Annotated in this window: 9 protein-coding genes and 1 tRNA gene; 5 read left to right on the plus strand and 5 right to left on the minus strand. The window is 58.9% G+C overall.

All coding sequences use genetic code 11. The features are described 5' to 3' along the window. The first annotated feature begins 13 nt into the window (after positions 1 to 13). The 3 genes from AC0V6U_RS04740 to alaS all read left to right on the plus strand — a co-directional run bounded on the left by AC0V6U_RS04740 (position 14) and on the right by alaS (position 5,878). Positions 14 to 1,744 (plus strand): DUF4139 domain-containing protein, encoded by a 1,731-nt coding sequence (locus AC0V6U_RS04740; RefSeq protein ID WP_472645044.1) that lies wholly within the window; start codon positions 14 to 16, stop codon positions 1,742 to 1,744. 178 nt (positions 1,745 to 1,922) lie between these two features. Continuing rightward, positions 1,923 to 2,987: a recombinase RecA gene (gene recA / locus AC0V6U_RS04745; RefSeq protein ID WP_472645045.1), complete on the plus strand. Its 1,065-nt coding sequence runs from the start codon at positions 1,923 to 1,925 to the stop codon at positions 2,985 to 2,987. 230 nt (positions 2,988 to 3,217) lie between these two features. After that, positions 3,218 to 5,878, plus strand: coding sequence for an alanine--tRNA ligase (gene alaS, locus AC0V6U_RS04750; RefSeq protein WP_472645046.1), 2,661 nt, complete (start codon positions 3,218 to 3,220; stop codon positions 5,876 to 5,878). A gap of 7 nt (positions 5,879 to 5,885) precedes the next feature. Here alaS and AC0V6U_RS04755 read toward each other — a convergent pair whose 3' ends face one another. The 4 genes from AC0V6U_RS04755 to cpdR all read right to left on the minus strand — a co-directional run bounded on the left by AC0V6U_RS04755 (position 5,886) and on the right by cpdR (position 9,944). After that, positions 5,886 to 7,649: a cation:proton antiporter domain-containing protein gene (locus tag AC0V6U_RS04755; protein ID WP_472645048.1), complete on the minus strand. Its 1,764-nt coding sequence runs from the start codon at positions 7,647 to 7,649 to the stop codon at positions 5,886 to 5,888. A gap of 72 nt (positions 7,650 to 7,721) precedes the next feature. Continuing rightward, the gene (locus AC0V6U_RS04760; protein ID WP_472645049.1) at positions 7,722 to 8,942 is read right to left on the minus strand and encodes an NADP-dependent isocitrate dehydrogenase; all 1,221 of its coding nucleotides are present in this window, start codon (positions 8,940 to 8,942) and stop codon (positions 7,722 to 7,724) included. A 440-nt stretch (positions 8,943 to 9,382) separates the two neighbouring features. Then, positions 9,383 to 9,457: transfer RNA gene (locus AC0V6U_RS04765), tRNA-Val, on the minus strand. A gap of 97 nt (positions 9,458 to 9,554) precedes the next feature. After that, on the minus strand, positions 9,555 to 9,944 hold the full coding sequence (gene cpdR, locus AC0V6U_RS04770; RefSeq protein ID WP_472638918.1) for a cell cycle two-component system response regulator CpdR: 390 nt from the start codon (positions 9,942 to 9,944) through the stop codon (positions 9,555 to 9,557). Positions 9,945 to 10,077: 133 nt separating this feature from the next. Between cpdR and AC0V6U_RS04775 the strand changes: the two genes are divergently transcribed. Then, positions 10,078 to 10,881 (plus strand): N-formylglutamate amidohydrolase, encoded by an 804-nt coding sequence (locus AC0V6U_RS04775; RefSeq protein WP_472645050.1) that lies wholly within the window; start codon positions 10,078 to 10,080, stop codon positions 10,879 to 10,881. A 1-nt stretch (position 10,882) separates the two neighbouring features. After that, positions 10,883 to 11,035: a hypothetical protein gene (locus AC0V6U_RS04780; protein WP_472645052.1), complete on the plus strand. Its 153-nt coding sequence runs from the start codon at positions 10,883 to 10,885 to the stop codon at positions 11,033 to 11,035. Positions 11,036 to 11,272: 237 nt separating this feature from the next. Here the strand turns inward: AC0V6U_RS04780 and AC0V6U_RS04785 are convergent, their stop codons facing one another. Continuing rightward, on the minus strand, positions 11,273 to 12,061 hold the full coding sequence (locus tag AC0V6U_RS04785) for a SapC family protein (protein WP_472645053.1): 789 nt from the start codon (positions 12,059 to 12,061) through the stop codon (positions 11,273 to 11,275). Between the last annotated feature and the right edge of the window lie 78 nt (positions 12,062 to 12,139).

Below are 12,139 nucleotides of genomic sequence, written 5' to 3' on the forward strand. Positions count from 1 at the left end.
GGGGCGGGCGATCATGCGGAGCCCCGCATCTATTGGATTGGCGCTTGGCCTAATGGCCAGCGCGGCTGTCGGCTTGCCTGCCGCCGCGCAGGACAGCCCGGCGGTCAGCTCGCCCGAAGCGCAAGTTGCACCCCAAGTCCAAGCACCGCCAGCGCGGCAGGCCGTCGACGCTTCTGCGCCGCAATCGCTTTCGGTCACCGTCTACCGCGATCCGCGTAGGCAGCTTGGCCAAGAGATGAACCGCCGTTGGCCGCAAGGTTTCGCCATGATCAGCGAGACCCGCACGGTCACTCTGCCGCCTGGCCAATCGACCATCCGCTTTGAAGGTGTGGCCGAGGGTATGGTCGGCGTCAGCGCAATCGTCTCTGGCCTGCCCGGCGGAACGATTGAGAAGAACCGCAATGCGGACCTCCTCTCACCCGCGGCTCTTGTGAACGGCGCGCTCGGCAACCGTGTGACTTTGACGCGGACCAATCCTGCGACCGGTGTGGAAGAGGCTCAATCCGCGATCGTGCGCACGCGCGCGGATGGCGGTTTGGTGCTGCAAACCGACCAAGGATATGAGGCGGTGCGCTGCGCTGGCTTGCCAGAGCGATTGACCTTTGACGGCGTGCCAAAGGGTCTTTCGGCCAAACCCATCTTCACCATCGATACCCAGGATGCGAGCGGGGGGACATATGAAGTCGTCCTGACCTATCTCGCATGGGGCTTCGATTGGCAGGCCAATTACGTTGCAACCTTGCCTGACCCGGAGGACGGCGCGGCCGCGGGCGCAGCGCGGCGAGGGGAGAACGGCAATTTCAAACTCGGCCTGATGAGCTGGCTCACGATCCTCAATGACAATGGCCAAAGCTTTGACGATGCAGAATTGTTGGTGATTGCAGGCTCGCTCAGCGTGGTCAGTGATTTCCGCAGCCTTGCGACTCCGCCTCGGGCTGCTCCACTGCGCCTAACATGCTATCCAATTGGCAGCACGGCTGCTGGTTCTCCGGTTCCATCGCCTCAGTCGATCGTGGTGAATGGCCGCCGCAATGAGTTTCGGATGAAGCTCTCCGCTCCTTCACCAGTGATGGCAATGGCCGACGCGGCGGGTCCCGTTGGCGAAGCGGAAGTCATGCAAGCGGTGGAAGAACAGCTTGGCGACCTTAAGCTGTACCGCGTGCCAGAGAGGGTGAATGTCTCAGCCAAAGGGCTCAAACAGATCGCCTTTCTCAATCGGCAAGAGGTCGATGCGCGCTATCTTTACACGGTGAGCTGTGGATTTTCGGTCACGGGTGAAGGGCAGCCCAATCCTGGTTTTGAACGCGCAGGCATGTTGCTCGTTACCAAGAACGAGACTGAACGAGGGCTGGGCGTGGCGTTGCCTCAGGGCGGCCTCACTGTGTTCGAACCGAGCAGCTTCGGTCCGCAATTGGTCGCTGACGTTGATATGCGCGATTACGCTGAGGATCAGGACGTCGAGCTGGAAATGGGTGAGAGCAATCAGGTCTTTTCGAAATGCCTACCCGCCCCTGGCCCAGTGACGACCGGCAATATGAACAGCTGGTTCGGAAATGGCGCGGAGATCACCAACGCCAATTCGCATCCGATTAGTGTTCGGCTTGATCTTGGCGACTCGGCCATTTGGGAGGTGCGTCTCAAAGGCGCTAAGACTCGCATCAAAGATGGCCGGATTATTGCGGAAGTGGATGTTCCAGCCAACTCGGAACGCACGTTCCGGTGGTCAATTCGAGACCCCAGCTAACTTTTTTCTGCGGCTTTTCCAATGTAATTTCAGATGTTTGCGTGTTTCATCTGAACCGCCAGACACGATTTCTCATGTTCCCTACTTGTTCTTATGGAACAAAGTGGGTACAAGCTGTCTCCACAAGGGGTGGTCGATAACAATTTGTCGGCCCTAGGCAAGTCAAGGAGGCCATGCGATGTCTGCAAGTCTGAAATTGGTAGAAAAAGGAAAGACCGTGGACCGTCAAAAAGCGCTCGACGCTGCACTTGCGCAAATAGATCGCGCTTTCGGTAAAGGCTCAGCAATGAAGCTCGGCTCTCGCGAAGCAATGAATGTTGAATCCATTCCAAGTGGTTCGCTTGGACTGGATATCGCGCTTGGTATTGGCGGGCTACCTAAGGGCCGCGTTATTGAAGTGTATGGCCCAGAAAGTTCGGGTAAGACGACCTTGGCACTGCATGTGATTGCAGAGGCTCAAAAGGCTGGCGGCACGGCGGCTTTCGTCGATGCGGAACACGCGCTTGATCCAGTCTATGCCAATAAGCTGGGTGTCGACATTGATGAACTGATCGTCTCTCAGCCTGATACGGGTGAGCAGGCACTTGAGATTACTGACACGTTGGTTCGCTCCAATGCGATTGACGTGCTGGTGGTCGACTCGGTCGCGGCGCTTGTCCCCCGCGCAGAAATTGAAGGCGAGATGGGCGACTCCCACGTCGGCCTTCAAGCGCGGCTGATGTCCCAATCGCTGCGCAAGCTGACCGGGTCGATCAACCGTTCCAAATGCATGGTCATCTTCATCAACCAATTGCGGATGAAGATTGGCGTTATGTACGGCAACCCAGAGACGACGACTGGCGGCAACGCGCTTAAGTTTTACGCTTCGGTTCGTCTGGACATTCGCCGTACAGGCCAGATCAAAGACCGTGACGAAGTGGTCGGCAACTCGACCCGCGTTAAAGTGGTGAAGAACAAAGTCGCACCGCCGTTCAAGCAGGTCGAATTCGACATTATGTACGGAGAGGGCATTTCCAAGATCGGTGAGATCCTCGATCTGGGCGTGAAGGCAGGCCTCGTAGAAAAATCAGGCAGCTGGTTCTCCTACGACAGCGTACGGATTGGTCAGGGCCGTGAAAATGCCAAGACCTTCCTCAAAGAGAACACAGAGATGTGCAATCAGTTGGAAGCCGCCATCCGCGGCCGCACCGACGAGGTTGCCGAGGAGATGATGACAGGGCCGGACGCGGACTCTGACGACTGATCCTCAAGCGAGTGCGGTTATCGCATTCGGAAAATCGGAAAGCCGGCATGCGCCATCCCCCTTGGCGATGCCGGCTTTTCTGCGTCTGCTCTCCGCTTGGCCTATGCAAAATCGGCGGATGCGGGCCGGTCTGAAGCAGCACCGAACTTATGAAGAATTGCGAACTCAGTGTGCATTGATCACGCGGTGGCTTGTCGCTGACCGCGTGATTGCCTAACTGCATTCCCGCAATGACTTCGACAAACGATATTCGCCGCTCTTTTCTCGACTTCTTCGGGAATGCTGACCACGCTGAAGTGCCCAGTGCACCGCTGGTCCCCTATAACGACCCGACATTGATGTTCGTGAATGCGGGCATGGTGCCGTTCAAGAACGCATTTACGGGTCTGGAGACCCCGCCCGCACCGCGCGCCGCGTCATCGCAAAAGTGCGTGCGGGCCGGGGGCAAGCACAATGACCTCGATAATGTCGGCTACACTGCGCGGCATCACACCTTCTTTGAAATGCTCGGCAATTTCTCGTTTGGCGACTATTTCAAAGAGCAGGCGATCCTTAATGCCTGGACGCTGCTTACAAAAGAATGGGGCCTTCCCGCAGAGAGACTCACCGCGACCGTCTATCACACCGATGACGAAGCGTTCGATCTGTGGCGCAAGATATCTGGTCTGCCAGAGGAACGGATCATTCGCATCCCGACCAATGACAATTTCTGGTCAATGGGCGATACCGGACCATGCGGTCCATGTTCGGAAATCTTCTATGATCACGGCGAGCATATCTTTGGTGGCCCTCCGGGTAGCCCAGACGAAGACGGCGACCGCTTTGTAGAGATTTGGAATCTCGTCTTCATGCAGTTCGACCAGAAGGCGAGCGGCGAGCGCACTGATCTGCCGAGCCCGTCGATTGATACCGGTATGGGCTTGGAGCGCATCGCCGCTGTTATGCAGGGCGTGCACAACAATTATGACACCGACACGTTCAAAGCGCTGATCGCGGCCTCGCAGCAACTCACTGGCGTGGGTAGCGAAGGCGATGCTGTCGCGAGCCACCGCGTGATCGCGGACCATTTGCGTTCGGTCAGTTTCCTGATGGCGGACGGTGTGCTGCCGTCGAACGAGGGCCGCGGATATGTCCTGCGCCGGATCATGCGCCGCGCGATGCGGCATGCGCATTTGCTTGGAGCGAGCGAGCCTTTGATGCACCGGCTTGTCCCGGCGCTGGTGACCGAGATGGGGCAGGCCTACCCAGAGCTCACGCGCGGACAGGCGTTGATCCAGGAAGTGCTCGAACGCGAGGAAACGCAGTTCCGCAAGACCTTGGACAAGGGCCTAAAGCTGCTCGATGAAGCGACAGGCGCCATGAGCGAGGGCGGCGAACTCGACGGCGAGACCGCGTTCAAACTCTACGACACCTATGGCTTTCCCTATGATCTCACCGAAGACGCTCTGCGCGCACGCGGGATCGGCGTTGATGGCGCAGGTTTCGAAGCGGCCATGGAGCGCCAAAAGGCGGCGGCTCGCGCGGCTTGGAAAGGGTCGGGCGACGCGGCCTCGGGCGAAGTGTGGTTCGACATCGCAGAGCGCGAAGGCGCGACAGAATTCACCGGCTACAATTCCACCTCGGGCGAGGGGACTGTGGTCGCGATCGTGAAAGACGGCGCAGAGGTTCAATCGGTCAAAGCTGGCGAAAGCGCCGTTTTGTTGACGAACCAAACCCCATTTTACGGCGAAAGCGGCGGGCAAACCGGCGACACCGGCAGTATCAGCACGCCGAGCGGATTTGCCGCCAATGTGTCTGACACGGCGAAACCACTGGGACGCCTGCACGCGCATCAGATCGAAGTAACTGAAGGCGAAGTGTCGGTCGGCGACAATGTGCATCTCGAAGTGGACGATGTGCGGCGCGCGCAGGTGCGTTCAAATCACTCGGCCACGCACCTAGTGCACGCGGCGCTCCGCAATCGGCTTGGCGGCCATGTGACGCAGAAAGGCTCGATGGTTGCGGAGGACCGGTTGCGGTTTGATTTCTCGCATCCGAAGCCTTTGGAGACCGAAGATATCGCTGTGATCGAGGCTGAAGTGAACGCTGAGATCAGAGCCAATGAGCCGGTTGGCACGCGTTTGATGAGCCCGGATGACGCGGTGGAAGCGGGCGCTTTGGCGCTGTTCGGCGAAAAGTACGGCGAGGAAGTTCGCGTGCTGTCCATGGGACGTGCGGGCTCGGAAGGTCGCTCATTCTCGGTTGAACTGTGCGGCGGAACGCATGTTTCGGCTACTGGTGATATCGGCGTGTTTCGGATCATTTCTGAGAGTGCCGTTTCATCGGGCGTCCGCCGGATCGAGGCATTGACGGGCGAGGCTGCGCGCAATTGGTTGGTCGAGCGTGAGGAAGCATTGAAGGCCGCGGCGAGCGCAATTCGCGCGGCGCCAGAGGAAGTGCCTGCGCGGGTCGCGGCGCTGCTTGATGAGCGCAAACGGCTCGAGAAGGAGCTCGCCGAAGCGAAGAAGGCTCTGGCGCTTGGCGGAGGCGGTTCGGTTGGTGATGGCCCGGCGACTTCAGATGAGGATGTTGGCGGCGTGACATTCAGCGGTCAGGTGCTCGATGGCCTGAGTCCGAAGGAACTGCGCCCTCTACTTGATGAGGCGAAGAGCCGCCTTGGCTCCGGGATCGCAGCGGCGATTGCTGTCAACGATGGCCGGGCCGCGATTGCGGTCGCGGTGACCGACGATTTGACCGAGCGATTTGACGCGACGGCTCTGGTGCGCGCTGGCGTAGAAGCGCTGGGCGGCAAGGGCGGTGGCGGTCGGCCTGACATGGCTCAGGGCGGCGGCCCCGATGGCAGCAAAGCGAGCGATGCTCTGGCCGCGGTCAAGGCTGCCATCGCCGGGTAGGCGCAGGCTAAGGCGCGCTGGTTGAGGTGCGCAATTGCGGCTTGCTGGATAGCTTGCCGTCGCGCTCCAACCGCTCACGGAATTCGTCGCGCTTCTCGTGGATAGAGGCGATGACCGGGCCCATGGGAATGCCGATGTCGACCAGCACGGCTTCCGATAGCTGTAGCGAGCTTTCCAGGTTTTCCGGCACCGCATGGCTTGCCCCAGCACGGTACAGCGCTGCCGCGTGATCGGTGTCGCGCGCGCGGGCGACGATCAGTAGATCAGGATAGCTCTTGCGCAGCTTTGTGACCAAGCGCTGTGCCAGGACAGGCTCGTCCATTGTCAGCACGATTGCGGGTGCCTTCTCAATCCCGAGCCGGGAGAGCGCATCGCCGCGCGCCGCATCACCAAAGGCGGAGCGGTAGCCATCGCGCGCAGCGCGTTCGATCAGGTCGGGGTCCGAATCGAGCGTCACGTAGGGCTGATTGTGCGTCACCAGCATGTCCGCGATCAGGCGGCCGACGCGGCCTGCGCCGATGATGATGGTGCGCGCTTCGTCCTCGTCGTTATCGGGGAGCTCGGGCACCGGCTCCACACGCCGCGCGATGACCCGGCCAAGGCGGGCGAGTAGCGGTGTGATGGTGAGGCCAATTGCGGTGACGATCTGCCAGAATTGCGCGGTCTCTGTGTCGACTACGAGAGCCGTGGTCGCGGCGGCCAAGACGATCAGCGTCGTCTCGCTGGGGCTGGCCATCAGCACGCCGGTTTCTGCTGCGGTGCTTTTGCGCGCGCCCATCAGGCGCAGCAACACGCCGGTGACGATGGCTTTGAAGACCAACACGCCGACGACTGCGAGCATGATCTCTGCGAGGTTCTGCCAGATCGTGGCGAGGTTGATGCTCATCCCGATGGTGATCAGGAACACGCCGAGCGCTAGGCCCTTGAAGGGCTCCATGATGCTCTCAACTTCGCCGTGATACTCCGTTTCCGCGATCAGCAGGCCCGCGATCAGCGCGCCAACGATGGGCGAGAGACCCACTGCTGAGGTCGCAAGACTGGCACCGATGACGACCAGCAGCGAGGCGGCGAGGAACAGCTCAGGGCTCTTGGTGCGCGCGGCTTGCGAGAACAAGCGGGGCAATGCGAAGCGGCCGATCACTAGCAGCGCTAGGATGAGCAGACCGCCTTGCCACAGCGTGTCGGTAAGGCCGCTCCAACCTTCGGCTTGGGCATGCGGGGCCAATGCGCCGAGGATGAAGACGATCGGCACGATCATGATGTCTTCGAACAGCAGCATGGATAGCGCCGCGCGGCCAACCGGCGATTTTGTACCAGAGATCGGCAGCACGATAGCGGTGGAGGAGAAGGCGAGGGCGAAACCAAGTGCGAGCGCGCCGGTCCAGTCCATGCCGCTGACATAACCGAAGAACGCAGCGGACGCAGAGCCGATGATCAGCAGCTCTAGTGAGCCTAGGCCGAAGACCAGTTTTCGCAATTGCCACAGGCGGTTAAATGAGAGTTCTAGCCCGATTGCGAACAGCAGCAGGATGATGCCGAAGTCGGCAAAGGGCGTTAATCGCTCAGGGTCTGAGATCGTGACGTGTCTGAGGCTGGGGACGGCTTCGACCAGAGTGCCGAGGCCGTAAGGGCCAACCAAGACTCCGATCAGGATGAAGCCAATGATCGGCGTGATGCGGAACCTGGCGAAGACCGGAATGACGATCCCTGCGGCGCCTAGGATGACCAAAGCATCCTTCATCATCGGTGATAGGGAGAGTTCGCCCGCCATGTCAGCAGACCAGAAGCGGCGCTATGGCATCACCAGCCATCTGCGCCGCTCCTGTATCAAGCAAGATCGATATTACGACCAGTTCGCCATTTCCTTCTCTAGGTTCGTGACGATTGCCTCGAAGAACTGCTCGGTGGTCAGCCAGTTCTGGCTTGGACCGATGAGCAGTGCGAGATCCTTGGTCATCGCGCCGTTTTCGACGGTTTCGATGCAGACCCGCTCAAGTGTTTCAGCAAACTTCACGACTTCTGGAGTGTCGTCGAACTTGCCGCGATACATCAGGCCGCGCGTCCATGCGAAGATCGACGCAATCGGGTTAGTCGAGGTTGCTTTGCCTTGCTCATGCTGGCGGAAATGGCGGGTAACGGTGCCGTGCGCGGCCTCCGCTTCCACAGTCTTGCCGTCAGGGGTCATCAGCACGGAGGTCATCAGGCCAAGCGAGCCGAAGCCTTGAGCCACGGTGTCGGACTGAACATCGCCGTCGTAGTTCTTACAAGCCCAAACGAACTTGCCGCTCCACTTCAGGGCGGAGGCGACCATGTCATCGATCAGACGGTGCTCATAGGTGATGTTCGCTTCTTTGAATTTGTCGGCGAACTCAGCTTCGAACACTTCTTCAAACAGGTCTTTGAAACGGCCATCATACTTCTTCATGATGGTGTTCTTGGTTGAGAGGTAGACCGGCCATTTGCGATCCAGGCCATAGTTCATGCAGGCGCGCGCGAAGTCGCGGATGCTGTCATCCAAGTTGTACATCGCCATGGCGACGCCGGATGACTGGAACTCATAGACATCGAGATCGATGTTCTGGCCATCTTCACCTTCGAAGACGAGGCGCAGCTTGCCAGGACCAGGGATCAGCGTGTCAGTTGCGCGATATTGGTCACCAAAGGCGTGACGGCCAACCACGATCGGGTCGGTCCAGCCTGGGACCAAGCGCGGCACGTTGTCGATCACGATTGGCTCACGGAAGACAACACCGCCGAGGATGTTGCGAATCGTGCCGTTTGGCGAGCGCCACATCTGCTTGAGGCTGAACTCTTCAACGCGGGCTTCATCAGGGGTGATGGTCGCGCATTTCACGCCAACGCCGTGTTCTTTGATCGCGTTCGCCGCATCGACCGTGATTTGGTCGTCGGTTTCGTCGCGCTTCTCAATCGAGAGATCGTAATACTTCAGGTCAACGTCGAGATACGGCAGGATCAGCCGTTCACGGATCCATTGCCATATGATCTTTGTCATTTCATCGCCGTCGAGTTCAACGACCGGGTTCTTGACCTGGATTTTTTGCATGGGAAGTGTCCCGTCCTTCATTGGATTTCGTGTGTTCGGATTGTGTTAGATAATCCCTGACCGCAGGCCTTAGCAGCTTTTGCCCATCCCTCAAGCGTCAGCATGCCCCCAAATGCCATTGTTTTGGGTGTTTTCGCGCCATTCACGGCCACTATCGGTTCGTCGCAGCTGAAGCACGCTTGGAACGGATGGAACACAGTCTTAGCGCGAAAATCCAATCGATCACACGCGGCCTGTTTGATCGGATTTCTCGATGAGAGGCGAGGGCTAAGCATGGGCGCTGCTATATCGTGCAGCGCGGTGTGTAGGAAAGCGTTTGCTGCCCGCGCCAAGGCCCAATTCTACCGCCAAGCAGGCCGCCCGTATGCCCGCAAAAACCCAATTTCAAACGCGCAAACAAAAACCCGCCGGGTAAGGGCGGGTCTTCGTGAGTTTCGTGATGGTGGGCGTACCAAGATTTGAACTTGGGACCCCTGCAATGTCAATACAGTGCTCTACCCCTGAGCTATACGCCCGCACCATCAGGATCGCCATGATTGCTCATAGCGGAGCGGCGCATTAACGCGGCTCTTTCAATCGCGCAAGCCATTAGCTTGCACGCGCGACTAAATTCTAAAGGCTCGCCTCGCGCTGCTCTTCAAACACGCGCTCCACCTCAAGCACGAGATCGCGCAGATGGAATGGTTTTGATAGCACCTTGGCATGCGGCTGCTCGCGGCTTGCGCGCAGGGTAACGGCGGCAAAACCAGTGATAAACATCACCTTGGTGCGCGGGCTGATCTCGGCGCAACGCTGCGCCAGCTCAATCCCATCCATTTCCGGCATGACAATGTCGGACAGAAGCAGGTCAAAATGCTCTTTTTCGAGCAATGGGACCGCCTCGGTTCCCCGATCCACCGTCGACACCTCATATCCGGCATTGGTCAATGCCCGTTCTAGGTAGGTGCGCATGGCTTCTTCATCCTCGGCGAGGAGGATCTTGGGGGAGGGGTTTGTCGTCATGCGAATCCAATAGCACCGCGAGCTTAAGAAATCCTAGCCGAAGATGCGATTGCCCTGCTTTGAGACATGGATCATCGCATTTACTGTAATTGGGATGTTTTTGACTTGGCCCGCGAAAGCAGGCAGCAAACCTATGGCTATGGTTTTCAGCAAACATAATCAGGACGATTCGCGCCGTGAAAGCGGCGGCAGGGTCGCGGGCGATGCTCATGGCCCGGCGTTCAGCTTTATTGCGCCCGGCTCCATGCCATTGCCGGTTATCGTTGCCGCGCCGCATGGCGGGCGGGTCTATCCATCCAAAGTACTCGCGGAAATGCGCAATCCAGAGCTTTCGGCCCTGCGGTTGGAGGATCGCTATGTCGATCTGCTGGCGAGCCGCATTGCCAAGCAAACAGGCACCGGATTGATGGTGGCGCATGCGCCGCGCGCGATGCTGGACCTCAACCGCAGCCGCGAGGATGTCGATTGGGGCATGATTATCGGCGATGATAAGCCGATGGTGCGCAATTCTCAGGTCAATCGCCGCGCGCGCAGTGGGCTGGGCCTGGTCCCGCGCCGTTTGCCGGGATTTGGCGAGATTTGGCGCAGCGCCTTGCCGCGCCGCGAGCTGCAACAGCGGATCGACAATATTCACCGGCCTTATCATGCGTTTTTGACTCAGGAATTGGAGCGGATTCGCGATCGCTGGGGCGCGGCCCTGCTGGTCGATTTGCATTCCATGCCGCCGCTGCGCCGTTCGGATTCGCAATCCCGCGCGCCCAAAGTGGTGCTGGGCGACAGATTCGGCGCGTCTTGCAATGGCGGCCTGATCGACCGGGCGTTCCGCTTTCTTGAGGCTCAGGGCTATTCCGTGGCGCACAACCGGCCCTATGCGGGCGGGTTTGTGCTCGACCGGCAATCATCAGCCGGCGCGCGGTATCCATGCGGTGCAGGTTGAAGTGTGCCGGTCCACCTATCTTGATGACCGGATGGCGGAACCCAGCGCCGGGCTAGGCCCAATGGCAAAAATGCTCGCCGGATTGGTGCGAGAACTTGGCGCGGAAACAGCGCGCCTGGGCGATGATGGACGGTTTGCGCAAGCCGCCGAGTAAGCGCGGCGCTGTCTGCTGAACTTTCGCCTCCAACCAATTGATCCCACATAAAAAACCACCCCGTGCAAAATTGCACGAGGTGGCCAAGGTTCAGGGAGGATCGCGCCATTTGGCGCGGTCTGTCAGCTCGGTCATGAGGGCAACCTTGCTGACACCAAATAAATAGGGCTTGGCAAGGGCTCGTTCAAGCCCCGGCCAAGCCCTGAGTGCTTCGTTAAGGAAGCTGCGTCGTGCGGATCAGTTGACCGCAGCTGGCGCAGGTGTTGGTTCAGGCATCTTGCCTTGTGCGGTTTGACGCTCAAACAGAGTGCGCATCAGGTTCAGCGAGAACAGGTGAGCGTGGATCAGCAAGATCATGCCGTTCTTGTTCAGCGCCTCGAGAGTGTCCGCTGGCAATTCGCGCAGCTTCTTCTCGTCAACCATGCGGAAACCGCGGTAGACAAATGGATTGTCAGGCATGTCGTTGCGGGTGATCGCAATCTCGCCGTCCATCAGAATATCGAGCTTTTTCAACTCTTCCAGGAAAGCGCGGGTGCGCTGGCCGGACTCTTCGAACTTGCTGCAGAAATCGAGCACGCTCTTGGTGTATTCGCTGGATTCGCCCTTGTCATCGAACAGCTCATTGCCTTCTTTGTGATCGCCAACGACGCCTGAACTTGGGTCGAAGCAGAGCGAAAGTTCTTCTGAACCTTCCTGCAATTTAGCGAGCATGAAGGGATAGCGGCGTACGTAAGCTGGCACGTAATTGTCGGCCATCATCTTGCCGTCTTCACCGATGAAGGTGTTCACGCCTTCGTTAAGACCCATCAGCGCAATCGGCAGTGGGTTTTCGCCAGCGGTAAACACAATCGGGTATGAACGCTGGGCATCGACGAATTCGTCAACGGTCAGCGGGATTGCGTGAGACTCGGCGAGGAAAGACGCATCGTCGAAAGGCTTTACCTTCCAATCCTTGTGCTCCTTGCTGTTAAGCGGGAGCAGGTCTTTGTAAAACAGTGGAAGCTGCGGCTGAGGCGCGCTGGCCATGAGGATTCTCCGAAAATTACGGTGCTGAAAAATTTGGGCGACTGGATAGCAAGCTATAAGCCGAACGGGCCGCGCTGT

This window comes from Erythrobacter sp. W36 (assembly GCF_057364935.1).